12 protein-coding genes are annotated in these 17,769 nt (G+C 32.7%); 1 reads left to right on the forward strand and 11 read right to left on the reverse strand.

Translation table 11 applies throughout. From position 1 onward, the window contains the following. Positions 1 to 88: 88 nt before the first annotated feature. From infB to rimP, 3 genes are read right to left on the reverse strand one after another with little or no spacing between them, the layout of a single operon-like run. Entirely contained in the window at positions 89 to 2,977 is a 2,889-nt protein-coding gene (infB, locus tag JOP69_RS10315; RefSeq protein WP_203394245.1) for a translation initiation factor IF-2, read from the reverse strand. A 60-nt stretch (positions 2,978 to 3,037) separates the two neighbouring features. After that, positions 3,038 to 4,294: a transcription termination factor NusA gene (gene nusA, locus JOP69_RS10320; RefSeq protein ID WP_203394244.1), complete on the reverse strand. Its 1,257-nt coding sequence runs from the start codon at positions 4,292 to 4,294 to the stop codon at positions 3,038 to 3,040. Positions 4,295 to 4,305: 11 nt separating this feature from the next. After that, positions 4,306 to 4,767 (reverse strand): ribosome assembly cofactor RimP, encoded by a 462-nt coding sequence (gene rimP, locus JOP69_RS10325; protein WP_203394243.1) that lies wholly within the window; start codon positions 4,765 to 4,767, stop codon positions 4,306 to 4,308. Between the two features lie 175 nt (positions 4,768 to 4,942). Here rimP and JOP69_RS10330 point away from each other — a divergent pair, with 175 nt between their 5' ends. After that, the gene (locus JOP69_RS10330) at positions 4,943 to 5,770 is read left to right on the forward strand and encodes a universal stress protein (protein ID WP_203394242.1); all 828 of its coding nucleotides are present in this window, start codon (positions 4,943 to 4,945) and stop codon (positions 5,768 to 5,770) included. A gap of 340 nt (positions 5,771 to 6,110) precedes the next feature. Here JOP69_RS10330 and JOP69_RS10335 read toward each other — a convergent pair whose 3' ends face one another. The 8 genes from JOP69_RS10335 to JOP69_RS10370 all read right to left on the reverse strand — a co-directional run bounded on the left by JOP69_RS10335 (position 6,111) and on the right by JOP69_RS10370 (position 17,757). After that, positions 6,111 to 7,703, reverse strand: a complete 1,593-nt coding sequence (locus JOP69_RS10335; protein ID WP_203394241.1) for an NADP-dependent glyceraldehyde-3-phosphate dehydrogenase — start codon at positions 7,701 to 7,703, stop codon at positions 6,111 to 6,113. Positions 7,704 to 7,868: 165 nt separating this feature from the next. Further along, positions 7,869 to 9,131 (reverse strand): threonine ammonia-lyase IlvA, encoded by a 1,263-nt coding sequence (gene ilvA, locus JOP69_RS10340; protein ID WP_203394240.1) that lies wholly within the window; start codon positions 9,129 to 9,131, stop codon positions 7,869 to 7,871. A 139-nt stretch (positions 9,132 to 9,270) separates the two neighbouring features. Further along, positions 9,271 to 10,746 carry a ketol-acid reductoisomerase gene (gene ilvC / locus JOP69_RS10345; RefSeq protein WP_203394239.1) on the reverse strand — a complete coding sequence of 492 codons (1,476 nt, stop codon included), beginning with the start codon at positions 10,744 to 10,746 and terminating at the stop codon, positions 9,271 to 9,273. Between the two features lie 105 nt (positions 10,747 to 10,851). Next, complete coding sequence (ilvN, locus tag JOP69_RS10350) at positions 10,852 to 11,382, reverse strand: acetolactate synthase small subunit (protein WP_203394238.1); 531 nt, start codon at positions 11,380 to 11,382, stop codon at positions 10,852 to 10,854. A 1-nt stretch (position 11,383) separates the two neighbouring features. Continuing rightward, positions 11,384 to 13,117: a biosynthetic-type acetolactate synthase large subunit gene (gene ilvB / locus JOP69_RS10355; RefSeq protein ID WP_203394237.1), complete on the reverse strand. Its 1,734-nt coding sequence runs from the start codon at positions 13,115 to 13,117 to the stop codon at positions 11,384 to 11,386. 107 nt (positions 13,118 to 13,224) lie between these two features. Then, entirely contained in the window at positions 13,225 to 14,901 is a 1,677-nt protein-coding gene (ilvD, locus tag JOP69_RS10360) for a dihydroxy-acid dehydratase (protein ID WP_203394236.1), read from the reverse strand. A 460-nt stretch (positions 14,902 to 15,361) separates the two neighbouring features. Continuing rightward, positions 15,362 to 16,483, reverse strand: a complete 1,122-nt coding sequence (leuB, locus tag JOP69_RS10365; protein ID WP_203394235.1) for a 3-isopropylmalate dehydrogenase — start codon at positions 16,481 to 16,483, stop codon at positions 15,362 to 15,364. Between the two features lie 98 nt (positions 16,484 to 16,581). Then, positions 16,582 to 17,757 carry a 2-isopropylmalate synthase gene (locus JOP69_RS10370; RefSeq protein WP_203394234.1) on the reverse strand — a complete coding sequence of 392 codons (1,176 nt, stop codon included), beginning with the start codon at positions 17,755 to 17,757 and terminating at the stop codon, positions 16,582 to 16,584. Between the last annotated feature and the right edge of the window lie 12 nt (positions 17,758 to 17,769).

The raw sequence follows: 17,769 nt of genomic DNA on the forward strand, positions 1-17,769 counted from the left end.
CTTCTAATATACTCTAAAAATTGGGCATAAAAAAAATCGAGATTTCAGTATACTGAAATCTCGATCTTATATCTAAGTTTTGAAATTATTATTTCAATTTCTTCTTAACTGCTACTTCTTTGTAAGCTTCAATTACATCTCCTTCTTCGATATCATTGTAGTTTTTAATTTGAATACCACAATCGAAACCTTTTGTAACTTCTCTAACATCATCTTTAAAACGTTTTAACGCTGTTAAAGTTCCGTCGTGCACTACAATTCCGTCTCTAATAATTCTAATTTGAGAATCTCTCTGAATCTTACCAGACATTACCATACAACCTGCAATGTTACCAACTTTAGATATTTTATAGATTTCTCTAATTTCTACATTACCAGTAACCTCTTCTTTCATTTCCGGAGATAACATTCCTTCCATGGCATCTTTTAAGTCGTTGATAGCTGCATAAATAATAGAATATGTTCTAATATCTACTTCTTCTCTATCTGCTACCACTCTAGCATTTCCTTGCGGACGAACATTAAACCCAACAATAATTGCGTCTGATGCTGATGCTAATAACACATCACTTTCTGTAATGGCTCCAACACCTTTATGTAAAATATTTACTTGAATTTCTTCAGTAGATAATTTTTGGAAAGAATCTGTTAATGCTTCTACAGAACCATCTACATCTCCTTTTAAGATTATGTTTAATTCTTTAAAGTCTCCTAACGCAATTCTACGTCCAATTTCATCTAAGGTTAATGTTTTCTGAGTTCTTACAGATTGCTCTCGTTGTAATTGAGAACGTTTAGAGGCAATTTGTTTTGCTTCTCTTTCATCATCAAATACTACAAACTTGTCTCCAGCTTGTGGCGCTCCGTCTAAACCTAAAATAGATACTGGTGTAGATGGACCTGCAACTTTTAAATTAGTTCCTTTGTCATCAAACATTGCTCTTACTTTACCACTGTGTTTCCCTGCTAACAAGTAATCTCCAATTTTTAAAGTTCCGGCTTGTACTAATACCGTAGAAACATATCCTCTACCTTTATCTAATAATGCTTCCACTACTGCACCAACTGCATTTTTATTAGGATTAGCTTTCAATTCTAAAATTTCCGCTTCTAATAAAACTTTCTCTAATAATTCTGGAACACCTGTTCCAAGTTTTGCTGAGATATCTTGAGATTGTATGTTACCACCCCATTCTTCTATCAACAAATTCATTTGAGATAACTGCGTTTTTACATTATCTGGATTCGCATTTGGTTTATCAATCTTATTGATTGCAAATATAATTGGCACTCCTGCAGCTTGCGCATGAGAAATTGCTTCTTTAGTTTGCGGCATCACATCATCATCTGCCGCAACTACAATAATAACTAAATCCGTTACTTGAGCTCCACGTGCACGCATCGCTGTAAACGCCTCGTGACCTGGTGTATCTAAAAATGCTATTTTTTGATCTCCAACTTTTACAGAGTACGCACCAATATGCTGTGTAATTCCTCCGCTTTCGCCTTCAATAACATTTGCTTTTCTAATATAATCTAAAAGTGATGTTTTACCATGATCTACGTGACCCATTACCGTAATAATTGGTGCACGACTTTCTAAATCTTCTGGTTTATCTACTACTTCTTCTATAGATTCTTCTACTTCTGCACCTACAAATTCTACTTTATGGTTAAATTCTTCAGCAACAATAACTAATGTTTCTGCGTCTAAACGCTGATTCATTGTTACCATCATTCCTAAAGACATACATGCAGAAATAATATTTGTTACCGGAACCTCCATCATTGTAGCAACTTCACTTACCGTAACAAATTCTGTTACTTTTAAGATTTTGTTGTCTAATGCTTGAGCTTCTAACTCAGCATCTGAATGTTCTCTATGGGCATCTCTTTTATTTCTACGGTATTTTGCACCTTTTCCTCTAGAAGATTTCCCTTGCAGTTTCTCAAGTGTTTCTCTTACTTGTTTTTGAATTTCTGCTTCAGTTGGTTCTTCTTTCTTAACTGCTGCTGGTCTTGCTGCACCTCGTCCACCTCTATTAAAAGGAGGTCTAGTACCTGTTCTAGCACCACCTCTATTACCTTGACCTGGTCTACTAGGTCTTGCCGTAGCAGAACCTGGCGCTCCTGCTTTAGTTACAATACGCTTACGTTTCTTTTTGTCTGCGTTTGCATCTTTTTTAACTTCAGGTTTCTTTTTCTTAGGTCTTTCAAATTGTTTTAAATCAATTTTCTTACCTGTAAAATTAGGGCCGTCTAATTTCTTATACTGAGTTTTGATAGCTTCTGCATTCTCTGCAGTAACTTCTTCTGCCTTTTCTTCTGTTTTAGAAACGTCTTTTTTCCCTTTTGGTTTTTCACCAACTTTAGAAACTTCTTTTTCTATTTCAGAAACTGTTTTTTTAACCTCTGGTTTTACCACTTTTGGTGTTTCAACAACAGGAGTTTCATCAACAGGTTTTTCTTCCACCTTTGGTGCTTCAGCTTTCGCTTCTACAACTGGGGTTTCTGCTACTTTAGGTTCTTCAGCTTTAGGTTCTGTAACAACCTCTTTGGGCGCTACTTTTACCTTTTCGACTTTTTCTGAAGGTTTTTTACCAATATTATCAATATCGATTTTACCTACAGTTTTAAGTTCTAATTTATCTGCCTTGGCTTTTAAAACCACTTCCTTCTTAGCTTCTTCCTTTTTAGTTTCTTCCGCTTTTTTCTTCTCTAACTTAGCTTCATGTTCTAAACGAATAGCTTCTTTCTCCTTACGTTTTTCTTCTCCAACTTCTTTAGATGCAGCTTTCTTATTTGCATCTTTTTCAAAGCCATCAAGTAAAACCTGATAGACGTCACCCGTAATTTTAGTGGTTGGTCTCGATTCAATTTCGTGACCCTTACCTGCTAAATATTCGACTGCTCTATCAAGAGAAATGTTTAATTCTCTTAAAACTTTATTAAGCCTCATTGTTTTGCCTACAGACATATATTCTTTTTAACTTTATACTTGTAAAAATATACTTTTTACGTTACTTCTATACTATACTTAGTCCTCAAATTCTTCTTTCAAGATTCTTTGAACGTCCATAATTGTTTCTTCTTCTAAATCGGTTCTTTTTACCAACTCTGCAACACTAGTTTCTAGTACGCTTCTTGCAGTATCTAAACCAATCTTTTTGAATTCTACAATAACCCAATCTTCAATTTCATCTCCAAATTCTGTTAACTCTACGTCTTCTTCTTCTAGACCTTCTCTCTTAACGTCTATTTCGTAACCTGTTAACTCACTTGCTAAACGAATATTTACACCACCTCTACCAATAGCTTTAGAAACTTCTTCTGGTTTTAATAAAACGCTTACACGTCCTTTTTTACCGTTTCGTTCTTCTTCAAACATTTCTATTTCCATTGAAGTCACTTTTGCAGGACTTAATGCTCTTGAAATAAATAACTGTTCGTTTTTGGTATAGTTAATAACATCTATATTCTCGTTCCCTAATTCACGTACAATACCATGAATTCTTGAACCTTTAACACCAACACAAGCTCCAACAGGGTCTATTCTATCATCATAAGAATCTACCGCTACTTTTGCTTTTTCTCCTGGTATTCTTGCAACTCCTTCAACTGTAATTAAACCGTCAAACACTTCTGGAATTTCTTGTTCAAACAATTTATTTAAGAAAACAGGCGATGTTCTAGATAAGATAATCGCTGGTTTATTTCCTCTTAATTCTACTGTTTTAATAATTCCTTTTACAGAATCTCCTTTTCTAAAGAAATCTGAACGAATTTGCTCACTTTTTGGTAATACAATTTCATTACCATCATCATCTAACAAAATAATTGCATTGTGGCGAATGTGATGCACTTCTGCCGTATATAATTCGCCTTCTAATTCTTTAAATTGTTTAAAGATGTTTGTACTATCGTGTTCGTAAATTTTAGAAATTAAGTTCTGACGTAATGCTAAAATAGCTCTTCTTCCTAAATCTATCAACTTCACTTCTTCAGATACATCTTCACCAATTTCAAAATCTGGCTCAATTAATCTTGCTTCCGCTAATTCAATTTCTTCATTATCATCTTCAGAAAAACCATCTGCAACAACAACTCTATTTCTCCAAATTTCTAAATCTCCTTTATCTGGATTAATAATAATATCAAAATTATCATCTGAACCAAATTTACGTTTTAAGGCAGCTCTAAAAACTTCTTCTAAAATAGACATTAATGTTACTCTGTCTATACTCTTGTTATCTTTAAATTCTGAAAACGAATCAATTAATGCTATATTCTCCATTACATTTTTGCTTAAAATACAATCTTCACTTTTGCTTCTCTAATATCCTCATAAGCTAAAGTTACTGTTTTTGTTACAGTTACTTTCCCTTTACCTATGGGCTTTGGTTCTCTTGCTTTCCAATTTAAAACAATTTTATCTTCATCTGCTTCTACTAAAGTGCCTTCAAATTCTTCTTCTGAAGTTTTTACTTTAAGTATTCTACTAATGTTTTTAATATATTGTCTTTTTATTTTTAATGGATGCGATATGTCTGGTGTAGAAACTTCTAAAGAAAAATCTTCTTCTTCTCTATCAAAATTATTATCTACACTTCTACTAATTCTAATGCATTCACTTAAAGGAACACCATTATCACCATCTACTGTAACCTGAATTTTGTTGTTTTCTGAGATAGATAAATCAATCAAATATAACGACTCATTAAGTGCCAGTGCTTCTTCTACTAAATCTTTTACCTTGGTTTGGTCCATTTTAAATCCTAAAATAAAATATAAAAAGAGGGGACTCTTTAGTCCCCTTCCTTCTCCATTTATTGTAAATTTCGGTGCAAATATACTAAATGTTTGGGATTTACCAAACTAAGTTTAAGTCAATTATTTTTTGTAACTTTATATACAACCATATTAACCTCTAATTTTTTGAATTATGAAAAAAATTTTAGTCCCTATAGATTTCTCAAAAACATCTGAATATGCATCAAAAATGGCTGCAAAAATTGCAAAAAAAACAAACGCCACCATCTACCTTATTCACCTAATTGAACTTCCTAAAGGCATTACTGATATGGCAGCTGGAAGTAAATTTAGCATTCCAGAAAGCATGCTTTATTTAAGAAAAGTTAGAGAAAAAGTATTAGAGTTTAAAGAAAATTTCTTCGACAAAGACACTCGTGTTGAATACTTTATAAAACTAAATAATCCTTTTGAAGGAATTAAAAAATATGCGAATAAGATTGATGCAGACCTAATAATAATGGGTTCTAAAGGTCATTCTGAATTTGAAGAAATATTGATTGGATCAAACACTGAAAAAATAGTAAGAACTTCTAAGACACCCGTAATAGTTGTCAAAAAAGATAGCAATAAATTTAAATTAAAAAATTTAGTTTTCGCCTCAAATTTTAAAGAAGAAAATAAAGAGGTATTTGGTAAGTTTATTGATTTTGCTACTATTTTTGACAGTAAAATTCATTTATTAAAGATAAATACTCCTGCTAACTTTCAAGGAACTTCGGAAGCAAAACACAAAATAAAAGACTTTATTTCTAATTTTAATTTACCAAAACACAAAATAAACGTGTACAGTGATGTTTCTGTAGAAAAAGGAATCTTGAATTTCTCTAAGGATATTAATGCAGATTTAATTGCTTTAAGCACACATGGCAGGAGTGGTTTAGTACATTTATTTACAGGAAGTGTTACCAAAAATCTAACTAAAAATGCTTTAAAACCAATGTTTACTATTAAGGTTTAGAATTTTACAGCTATCTTTTAAAAATAATGAAAACTATTAAAAATTACATAATGCGTCTGATTTAAGTATACTAAAAAGTAGATTAGAATCTAAAGAAATCAAACTCTCTTACTAAATGAGTTTACAACTCAATTTATACCACATATGCCGTCATTTGAAGTTTAACTCCAAGTTTTTGATTCCCGTATAGAAAAGAAAATGTTAAAGAAATTTTGACAGAGATTAATCAAGCTTAAAACATGCAATAGTTATCTTATTTTAATAACCTTTAAAATAGTCTTATCCATAATAAAAAGACCTCCAAAAATGGAGGTCTTTTTATTATGGATAACTTATTTTTTTATAAAATATAATCTGTATTGATAAAATTAGACGCTTTTTTATCTAATAATTCTTCTAAAATAGCATTATTATAAGATGTATCTTTAGACGCTAAAAATGTTCTAATAGAAAAAGATCGCAAAGCATCATGCACACTTAAAGTTGATACTGCAGAATCTTTTCTTCCTGTAAACGGATATACATCTGGCCCACGTTGGGCAGCACTATTTAAGTTTACTCTACAAACTAAGTTTACCAACGTATCAATTAAAGGCGCCAAAGTTTTTACCTCGCTACCAAAAACGCTTACTTGTTGTCCGTAGTTAGATTCTGCCATATCATCTAAAGGCTCTTGAATATTTTTAAAAGACACAATAGGCGTTACAGGCCCAAATTGCTCTTCTTGAAACACTCTCATATCTTTAGATACAGGGTATAAAACGGATGGAAAAATATAATTTTCAGAAGTTTTACCTCCTTTTTTATTAATTACTTTTGCTCCTTTTGCAACAGCATCATCAATTAATTCTTGAATATATGCTGGTTTTTCTGGTTCTGGCAAAGGTGTTAATTTCACACCGTCTTCCCAAGGATTTCCAAATTTTAAAGCATCTACTCTTTTCGCAAATCGTTTGTTAAATTTATCTACAATATGTTCATGCACATAAATAATTTTTAAAGCCGTACAACGCTGTCCGTTAAAAGAAGTTGCCCCAGAAAGGCATTCATCTATTGCCAAATCTAAATCTGCATCTGGCAATACTATTGCAGGGTTTTTAGCTTCTAAACCAAGAACTAAACGTAATCTATTTTTAAATGGATGATTTGCCTGAATTGCATTTGCAGATTTACTGTTACCTATTAAAGCCAATATATCTACTTTACCGGTTTTCATAATAGGAGTTGCTAAAACACGCCCTCTACCATAAATTACATTTACCACGCCTTCTGGAAAACTATTTTGAAACGCCTCTAATAATGGCGACAATAGTAAAACTCCATGTTTTGCAGGTTTAAAAACCGCTGTGTTCCCCATAATTAAAGCAGGAATTAACAACGCAAACGTTTCATTTAAAGGATAATTATAAGGACCTAAACACAAAACTACACCTAAAGGACCACGTCTAATATGCGCATGCACGCCACTATGTTTTTCAAACTTAGCAGAATCTCTATCCATTTGCTTGTAGTCTTCAATAGTATCGTAAATATATTCTATGGTTCTATCAAATTCTTTTTCAGAATCTGGTAATGCTTTACCTATTTCCCACATTAATAGTTTTACAACCTCATCTCGTTTGGTTTTCATTTGCTCTGCAAACTCCTCCATACATTCAATTCTATCTGCAACTCGCATTGTTGGCCATAAACCTTGACCTTTATCATAAGCTCTATAGGCAGAATTTAACGCCTCTAAACCTTCTTCTCCTGTTAAGTTTGGTACCGTACCTAATAACGTTGGTTTGTATTCTTTAGTTGATGAAATAGTAGAATACACCTCTGTAGTTTCACCCTTCCATTCTTTTAACTCTCCACTAACTAAATATGTTTTTTGATGTAAAAGTGAAGTGATTTTATATGCTTCTGGAATTTCTGTAAATTGTTTCTTCATGAATTGTTTTTATAAATTATAGAAATAATAATAATTCGACAATAAATAAACTATTATTTATTATCCAAAATTAACTAAAAATAACTGTAAACTATCTCATTTATTATTTTAAACACGAAATGGTTTTCGAGGTTTAAATAGAAAGCGTTCTCCTTTGTTGCGACCTTATACCAAAAACTGAAACAAATCTGGCTTATCATTTAGATAATCACCAAAGAAATTATTTTCTTTCATCCTTTGAATCAAAGGTGCTAAATCTTTAGAAGATTTCAACTCTAAACCAACAACAGCAGATCCATTTGCTCTGTTATTCTTTTTGGTATATTCAAAATGTGTAATATCATCATTCGGACCCAAAATCTCTACAACAAACTCTTTTAGAGATCCTGCTCTTTGTGGGAATTTTACAATAAAATAATGCTTTAAGTCGGCATACAATAAAGCACGTTCTTTAATTTCTGGAGTTCTCGTAATGTCATTATTACTTCCACTCACCACACATACCACGTTTTTACCTTTAATTTTATCTGCATAAAAATCTAACGCAGCAATACTCAATGCGCCTGCAGGCTCAACAACAATGGCATCTTTATTATAAAGATCTAAAATGGTTTGGCAAATCTTCCCTTCAGGAACTGTAATTACTTCCGTTAAATTTTGCTTACAAATCTCAAAATTTAAATCACCCACCCTTTTTACAGCTGCACCATCTACAAAAGAGTCAATTGTTTGTAAAGTGGTGTTTTTTTTATTCTTTAGAGACGTTAGCATAGAAGCCGCTCCTTCTGGTTCTACTCCAATTATTTTGGTTTCTGGTGATAGGTATTTGAATACTGATGACAATCCTGCAGACAAACCGCCGCCGCCGATAGGCACAAAAACATAATCTATTTTCTCTTTAGTTTGGTTTAAAATTTCTAAACCAACCGTTGCTTGGCCTTCTATTACTTTTTCATCATTAAAAGGATGAATAAAAGTTTTATTTTTAGAATCACATTCTAATTTTGCAGCATCAGAAGCATCATCAAAAGTATCACCTTCTATTACAATTTCAATAAAATCTTCACCAAACATTTTTACTTGGTTAATTTTTTGATTTGGCGTTGGAGATGGCATAAAAATAGTTCCTTTTACCTGTAATAATTTACAAGACAAAGCAACTCCTTGCGCGTGATTACCGGCGCTTGCACAAACAATTCCTCTTTGTTTTTCATCCGAAGTTAAAGAAGACATTTTATTATACGCTCCCCTAATTTTATAAGAACGCACTACTTGTAAATCTTCTCTTTTAAATAGAATTGTAGCTTCTAATTCTTTAGAGAGACTAAAGTTTTTGCTCAACGGAGTTTCAAAAGCAACACCTTTTAAGTTTTCAGAAGCTTCTTTTACGCTTTCTAAACTTGGGTAATAAATATGATTTGTTTGCATTGGTCAAATGTAAAAAGAAAACCCGTCAGATTATGAAATCTGACGGGTTTTTTTAACACCTTTTTTGAGGGAAATAGTGCTTTATAGAAATCCTTAAATATATATCTTAAAGGATCCTTTATAATAAAAACACACTTTATTAAGCCGTTTTAACAACTTTCATTGCTGTCATAGAAGCTCTTAATTTTGCTCCTACTATTTCTACTGGATGATTTCTAATAATAGCGTTAATTCTAATTAACTCTTGGTTATCAACTCCATTTTCTGAGCTAAAAGATTTACCAATAATATTAGTTTTTACATCTTTCATAAAATCTGTTAATAAAGGCTTACAAGCATGGTCAAATAAATAACAACCATATTCTGCAGTATCAGAAATTACACGATTCATTTCTGCCAATTTCATTCTTGCAATTGTATTTGCAATTAATGGCGTTTCATGTAAAGACTCGTAATAAGCAGAAGCAGCAATAATACCAGATTCTGTCATTGCTTCGAAAGCTAACTCTACACCAGCTCTTACAAAAGCAACTAATAAAGTTCCGTGATCAAAGTATTCTTGTTCAGGAATTTCATCTGTTGTGATTACTTGTTTTTCAAAAGCAGTTTCTCCTGTTGCAGCTCTCCAAGTTAATAAGTTTTTATCATCATTAGCCCAATCTTCCATCATGGTAGCAGAGAAATGACCTGTCATAATATCATCCATATGTTTTTGGAACAATGGACGCATAATGTCTTTTAATTCTTCAGATAATCTAAAAGCTTCTACTTTTGCTGGATTAGACAATCTGTCCATCATATTCGTGATTCCTCCATGCTTTAAAGCTTCCGTTACAGTTTCCCAACCATATTGAATTAATTTACCCGCATACGCTGGTTCAATTCCTTCTTCAACCATTTTATCAAAAGATAAAATTGCTCCTGTTTGTAACAAACCACATAAAATAGTTTGCTCTCCCATTAAATCAGATTTTACCTCAGCAACAAAAGAAGATTGTAAAACTCCTGCTTTATGACCTCCTGTTGCAACTGCATACGCCTTTGCTTCTGCCCAACCTTTTCCTTGTGGATCATTTTCTGGGTGAACCGCAATTAAAGTTGGTACTCCAAATCCTCTTTTATACTCTTCTCTAACTTCAGAACCTGGAGACTTAGGCGCCACCATAATTACAGTTAAATCTTTACGAACTTGCATCCCTTCTTCAACGATATTAAAACCGTGAGAGTAAGATAATGTAGCTCCTTTTTTCATTAATGGCATTACTGCATTTACAACATTTGTATGTTGTTTATCTGGCGTTAAATTAATTACCACGTCTGCACTTGGTAACATTTCTTCATAACTACCAACTTCAAAATTATTTGAAGATGCATTTATATAAGACTGTCTCTTTTGATCGATAGCAGCCTGTCTTAAAGTATAAGAAATATCTAAACCAGATTCTCTCATATTTAAACCTTGGTTTAAACCTTGTGCTCCACAACCTACAATAACAATTTTCTTCCCTTTCAATGCTTCTACTCCGTCTTCAAATTCTGAAGCGTCCATAAAACGACATTTTCCTAATTGCTCTAATTTTTCTCTTAATGTTAATGTGTTAAAATAATTTGACATTTTTATTGTTTTTGTTTGTTGATTAAAGCAAAGATAAAAGAGAACAGAATAACGTTTTAAACACCTTCTTTCTATTCTCTAAAATCTATACTCTTTTATCTTTATTTAGTTGTTGTATGTTTCTAGTAATGCTGATATTTTCATTTCGTCTTTAGTAACAGCAATACGACCTGAACGGGTAAATTGCATAATACCAAAAACACTTAATTCTTTGTATAATAAATCAATTTCTTCTTTTTTTCCTGATTTTTCAATTACAAAAAACTCTTTATTTACAGTAACTATTCTTGAGTTACTATCTTTAATAATGTTTTGAATTTGGCGTTCATCAAATAATAAATTAGATTTCACCTTAAACATGCAAGATTCTTGATAAATAGTATCATCATCCTTATGATAATACGCCTTAATAACCTCTACTTGTTTTTCTATCTGACCAATAATTTTTTTCATATTTACTTCTGTCATATTCACAACAATAGTAAATCTAGAAACACCTTCAATTTCTGACGGAGAAGTATTTAAACTCTCTATGTTTATATGTCTTCTTTGGAAAATGGCTGAAATTCTATTCAACAATCCAATATTATTTTCAGTATAAATTGATACTGTATATAGTTGTTTATCTTCACTCATCTTATTCTAGTCTTATATCTGATACACTTGCTCCTGTAGGAATCATAGGAAAAACATTTCCTTCTTTTTCTACACAAACTTCTAAAAAGTACGCCTCTTTACTCGCCATCATTTCTGCAACAGCGTCGGCTAATTCTTCTCGCTTAGTAACCTTCTTTGCTTTTATATAATACCCTTCTGCAATAGCAACAAAATTTGGATTTACCATTTCTGTTGATGCATAACGTTTGTCAAAAAACAATTGTTGCCACTGGCGTACCATTCCTAAGAAATCATTATTTAACACGACTACTTTTAATGCTATTTTTTGCTGAAATATAGTTCCTAATTCTTGAATTGTCATTTGGTAACCACCATCACCAGAAATAGAAACAACATCTCTTTCTGGAGCCGCCATTTTAGCTCCAATTGCCGCTGGCAAACCAAAGCCCATAGTACCTAAACCTCCAGAAGTAATATTACTTTTGGTTTGGTTGAATTCTGCATACCTACAAGCAATCATTTGGTGTTGACCAACATCACTTACAATTGCTGCATTTCCTTTACTCTGAATGTTGATTTCTTTTAAAACCTCACCCATAGTCAATCCTTCTTTCGTTGGATGAATATCGTCTTTAATTACTTTTTCATACTCAATAGCATATAAATCTGCAAATTTCTGACGCCATTCTGGATGTTTATTTTCGTTTAACATTGGTAACAATAACGCTAAGCTTGCTTTTGCATCACCTAAAACTGCTACATCTGTTTTTACGTTTTTATCTATTTCTGCCGGATCAATTTCAAAGTGAATTACTTTGGCTTGTTTGGCATAGGTATTTAAACTTCCCGTAACACGATCATCGAAACGCATACCAATTGCAATTAATACATCACACTCGTTTGTTAATACATTTGGCGCGTAATTACCATGCATACCAACCATACCAACATTTAATGGATGAGAGGTAGGAATTGCAGAAGCCCCTAAGATTGTCCAAGCAGAAGGAATACCTGCTTTTTCAATTACCGCTTTAAATGCTTCTTCCGCTTCACTTAAAATTACTCCTTGTCCCCAAACTACTAATGGTTTTTTTGCAGCATTAATTAATTTTGCAGCAGCCTCAATAGAAGAAATATCTATTTTTGGTACTGGAAAATAACTTCTAACCTTTGTACATTTTTCATACGAAAAATCGAACATTTCTTGTTGTGCATCTTTAGTAATATCTACTAAAACAGGCCCTGGTCTTCCACTTTTTGCTATATAAAAAGCTTTTGCAATCGCCTCAGGAATTTGAGATGCTTTGGTTACCTGACAGTTCCATTTTGTAACCGGAGTTGAAATACCAACAATATCTGTTTCCTGAAATGCATCACTTCCTAATAACTTAGAAAAAACTTGCCCTGTAATACACACCATTGGGGTAGAATCTATTTGAGCATCTGCAATACCAGTAATTAAATTGGTTGCCCCCGGACCAGAAGTTGCAATACACACACCTACTTTACCTGAAATTCTTGCAAATCCTTGTGCAGAATGCGTTGCACCTTGCTCATGACGTGTTAAAACGTGATGAATTTTATCTTGATACTTATATAACTCATCATAAACTGGCATAATTGCTCCACCAGGATATCCATAAATTATTTTTGTATCTTCTGCAATTAAGCATCTAACGATTGCTTCGCTACCAGAAATCCTTTCTGTAACTTTTGCTGTGGTTTGTGTATTTTTTATGGTTTGTGTATCCATATATTTTATTTTTAGAAAAGAGAATATAGAGGAGAGAATAAATACTTCTCACTCTTACCCTTGTTTCTTGTCTCTTTTTAAATCTTATTTCTTGATTTTATTTAAAACTACAAATCGGTAACACATCCTTTAGATGCCGATGCTACTGATTTTGCATATTTGTATAAAATTCCTTTTTTGTGCTTTAATGCTGGTGCAACCCAATTTGCTTTTCTTGCTGCTAACTCTTCATCAGAAAGTAATACATTTATTGAATTGTCTTCTGCACTAATTCTAATTTTATCGCCTGTTTCAAGAATTCCGATAGTTCCTCCTTCTTGTCCTTCTGGTGTAATATGTCCAACCACAAAACCATGGGTTCCTCCAGAAAAACGACCATCTGTAATTAACGCTACAGATTTTCCTAAACCTGCTCCCATAATTAAAGAAGTTGGTTTTAACATTTCTGGCATTCCTGGTCCTCCTTTAGGTCCAACATACCTAATGACGACAACATCTCCTCTTTCTACTTCTCCGTTTATAATTCCGGTATTTGCTGCTTGTTCTCCATCATAAACTACTGCTTTTCCTTCAAAAAGCAACCCTTCGTTTCCAGAAATTTTTGCTACAGCTCCTTCTTGCGCTAAGTTTCCATATAAAATCTGCAAGTTACCAGAAGATTTTAATGCTTTATCTGTTGGGTGAATTACATCTTGCTCATCAAATTCCATTGCTTCTACATCTGCCAAGTTTTCTGCTAATGTTTTACCAGTAACTGTCATACAATCTCCATGTAAATAACCTCTATCTAATAAATATTTCATTATTGCAGGTGTACCACCAATACTATGTACATCTTCCATTAAATATTTTCCAGATGGTTTTAAATCTGCTATTAACGGAGTTCTATCACTTACTTTTTGAAAATCTGCTAATGTAAACTCAATATCAGCTGCGTGTGCAATTGCTAAAAAGTGCAATACTGCATTAGTAGACCCACCTAAAGCATTTACCAATGCAATTGCATTTTCTAAAGACTTTTTAGTAATAATATCTAAAGGTTTTAAATCTAACTCTAATAAATTTTTAATTGCCAAAGCTGTTCTTTCTGCTTCAGATAATTTATTAGGATTTTCTGCTGGTATTGATGAATTATAAGGTAATGAGAATCCCATACATTCTATTGCAGAAGCCATTGTGTTTGCAGTATACATACCACCACAAGCTCCAGCACCAGGAATTGCTCTTTTTATAATTTCTCTATATTCTTCTTCTTCTATCTCTCCAGCCATTTTTTGACCTAAAGCTTCAAAAGCAGAAACAATATTTAATTTTTTTCCTTTGTAATTTCCTGATGCAATTGTACCACCATACATCATTATAGATGGACGGTTTAAACGCAACATTGCAATTACTGCTCCTGGCATGTTTTTATCACAACCAACCACAGAAACCAATGCGTCATAACTTTGAGCATTCATTACTGTTTCTATAGAGTCTGCAATGATATCTCTAGATGCTAATGAGTAATTCATACCCGAAGTACCCATAGAAATACCATCTGAAACACCAATTGTATTGAATCCTAAACCGACTAAACCTGCAATATTGCTTTCTACCTTGACCTCTGCTGCCAAATTATTTAAATGCATATTACAAGGGTTACCATCATAACCAGTACTTGCAATACCAACTTGCGCTTTCTGCATGTCTTCATCCGTTAAACCTACTGCATATAACATTGCTTGTGATGCAGGTTGAGATTCGTCTTGTGTTAATCTGCTACTGTGTTTATTTAGTTTCATTTAATGTTTTCTTCAATTTGTTGTCTAAATTACTATGTTTCTGTATTTTTATTGAATAATATTCAATTATATTCTTTAAATCCATGTATTAAAAAAACACTTCAAACAACTGATTAACAATTATTTAACCGTTTTTTAATATGACATTCAATCTTTAAAATAAATTCATAAAAAAACCTTCCATTTTAATGGAAGGTTCGTTTATAAAAAATATAAATATCACTTCCTTATCAATTCGTAATAATTACGATGACATTGACAATAGAAATACTATTTAATAATTGTTTTTTCATTGGTGTAAATATTGCGATTTTTCCTTTAATACACAACTACTATTTTTTTTAGTTATTGTTAGCAAACTGGTCTAGCCCAGATTGAAACCTTTCGACTACGCTCAAGACTGGCTCTATCCTTTTTGCTTTTTCTGCAAAAAGATACAGTGGAAAGCTGGAAATAACTTCTAAATAATAGTACTTTGCCCCATGTGAATGTTCTTAAAATTCATATTACTATCTTCTTGATTTGATATATAATCTGCAATAAAATCACCTACTTTAGCAGTGGACGCTGAATATTGGTTTTTACCTTTTAAATCTTGTGTTGTAATACCTAAATCTAAAGATTTTTCTACGGCTCTATGTATTGCATCTGCCTCATCTTGCAAACCTAAATGTTCTAATAGCATTGCTGCTGATAAAATAGAGGCTAATGGATTGGCTATATCTTTGCCTGCTGCTTGTGGATAAGAACCGTGAATTGGCTCGAATAACGCATTTTTTTCTCCTATTGAGCTTGAAGCTAGAATTCCTATTGATCCTCCAATTACACAGGCTACGTCTGAGATAACGTCTCCAAAAAGATTTTCTGTTAAAATAACATCGAATCGTTTAGGGTTCAAAACAATTTGCATTGCTGCATTGTCTATAAACATAAAATCTAAGTCAACATCTGGATATTGTTCTCCAATTTTTGCAACTGTTTTTCTCCATAAACGAGAAGTTGCTAAAACATTTGCTTTATCTATTAAGGTTACTTTTTTCTTTCTGTCTTGCGCAGCTTTAAAAGCTAAGTGTGTAATTCTAGAAATTTCATCTACCGTATAAGAACAAACGTCTGATGCTTTTAAACCATCTTCACTTAGTTCTTTTTTTCCGAAATAAATACCAGACATTAATTCTCTATAAATAAGAATATCTGTACCCGAAATTATTTCTTTTTTAAGAGGTGAGTTTTTAAGTAATTTAGGATATGCTTTTACAGGTCTTACGTTACAGAACAATTCTAACTCTTGTCTTAAACGCAATAAACCTTGCTCTGGTCTTATTTTTAAAGTCGGGTCATTATCGTACTTTAACTGTCCAATGGCTCCACATAAAATTGCATCTGCATTTTTACAAATTTCTACGGTTTCTTGTGGTAATGGATCGCCAGTTTTTTCAATAGCACAAGCGCCCATTTGAGCTTCTTTATATAAAAATATATGATCGTAAACTTCTGCTACAGCGTCTAAGGCTTTTTTTGCTTGCGTGGTTACTTCTGGTCCAATACCATCTCCGGGGATTACTGCGATTGTATATTTCATACTATACTTATAAAAATTATTCTGTTTATCAAAGGTAGTTGATTATTTTAAATAGTTGGCTTAAAATTCACAACTACCCCTGAAGACAAAGTTTATTTTTATGCTGTTGCTATTTTAGAAGTTTTGTTAACTTCTGTCATAATAGCATGAATATCATCGTCTTTTACTTCTTTTTGCTTATCTGCAGTATTTAAAAATGCGTCATAAGCTATATCTAACTGTACTTTAGTTAACTCGTAACCAATCTTTTTTGCTCTATAAGCCAAAGCTGCTCTACCACTTCTTGCTGTTAAAACAATAGCACTTTCTGTTACACCAACATCTTCAGGATCCATAATTTCGTATGTTTCTCTGTTTTTTATAACTCCGTCTTGATGTATACCTGAACTATGCGCAAATGCATTTGCACCAACAATAGCTTTATTTGGTTGCACAGGCATCCCCATACTTTCTCTAACCATAATACTTGTATCATACAATAGTTTTGTATTAATACTTGTTTCTAAGTTTAAATATGGGTGCTGTTTTAACACCATAACCACTTCTTCTAAAGCTGTATTTCCTGCTCTTTCTCCAATACCATTAATAGTACACTCTATTTGACGTGCTCCATTAATTACACCTGCTATTGAATTTGCAGTTGCCATACCTAAATCGTTATGACAGTGGCAAGAAAGAATTACATTATCTATTCCTTTTACGTTTTCACGTAAATATTTAATTTTTGCACCATATTCTTCTGGCAAACAATATCCTGTTGTATCTGGAATATTTAAAACTGTAGCACCTGCTTTAATAACAGCTTCACAAACTCTTGCTAAAAACTCATTATCTGTTCTACCTGCATCTTCTGCATAAAACTCAACATCCTCTACAAAAGATTTAGAATAAGAAACCGCTTTTACAGCACGCTCTATTACTTTTTCTCTTGTTGAATTAAATTTGAATTGAATATGAGAATCACTGGTACCAATTCCAGTATGAATTCTAGGATGGTTTGCAAACTTTAAAGCTTCTGCTGCTACTTTTATATCATTTTCTACCGCTCTGGTTAAACCACAAACGGTTGCGTTTTTTACAATTTTTGAAATCTCGGTGACTGAAATAAAATCTCCTGGGCTAGAAACCGGAAAACCAGCTTCAATTACATTTACACCCAACAAATCTAATCTTTCAGCAATTACCAATTTTTGTTTTGTATCTAACTTACACCCAGGGACTTGCTCCCCATCTCTCAATGTTGTATCAAAAATTTGAACCTTGTTGTCTTGCATAATTTCTGTAAA

Origin of the sequence: Polaribacter sp. Q13 (assembly GCF_016858305.2) — a bacterium.
Taxonomy (GTDB): Bacteria; Bacteroidota; Bacteroidia; order Flavobacteriales; family Flavobacteriaceae; genus Polaribacter.

What these genes read in the sequence shown, in the direction of transcription:
- ilvN (WP_203394238.1), bottom strand. Translation starts at nt 11,382, where the DNA reads ATGAGTGAAGATAAACAACTATATACAGTATCAATTTATACTGAAAAT.
- ilvB (WP_203394237.1), bottom strand. Translation starts at nt 13,117, where the DNA reads ATGGATACACAAACCATAAAAAATACACAAACCACAGCAAAAGTTACA.
- ilvC (WP_203394239.1), bottom strand. Translation starts at nt 10,746, where the DNA reads ATGTCAAATTATTTTAACACATTAACATTAAGAGAAAAATTAGAGCAA.
- ilvD (WP_203394236.1), bottom strand. Translation starts at nt 14,901, where the DNA reads ATGAAACTAAATAAACACAGTAGCAGATTAACACAAGACGAATCTCAA.
- JOP69_RS10330 (WP_203394242.1), top strand. Translation starts at nt 4,943, where the DNA reads ATGAAAAAAATTTTAGTCCCTATAGATTTCTCAAAAACATCTGAATAT.
- ilvA (WP_203394240.1), bottom strand. Translation starts at nt 9,131, where the DNA reads ATGCAAACAAATCATATTTATTACCCAAGTTTAGAAAGCGTAAAAGAA.
- JOP69_RS10370 (WP_203394234.1), bottom strand. Translation starts at nt 17,757, where the DNA reads ATGCAAGACAACAAGGTTCAAATTTTTGATACAACATTGAGAGATGGG.
- nusA (WP_203394244.1), bottom strand. Translation starts at nt 4,294, where the DNA reads ATGGAGAATATAGCATTAATTGATTCGTTTTCAGAATTTAAAGATAAC.
- leuB (WP_203394235.1), bottom strand. Translation starts at nt 16,483, where the DNA reads ATGAAATATACAATCGCAGTAATCCCCGGAGATGGTATTGGACCAGAA.
- infB (WP_203394245.1), bottom strand. Translation starts at nt 2,977, where the DNA reads ATGTCTGTAGGCAAAACAATGAGGCTTAATAAAGTTTTAAGAGAATTA.
- JOP69_RS10335 (WP_203394241.1), bottom strand. Translation starts at nt 7,703, where the DNA reads ATGAAGAAACAATTTACAGAAATTCCAGAAGCATATAAAATCACTTCA.
- rimP (WP_203394243.1), bottom strand. Translation starts at nt 4,767, where the DNA reads ATGGACCAAACCAAGGTAAAAGATTTAGTAGAAGAAGCACTGGCACTT.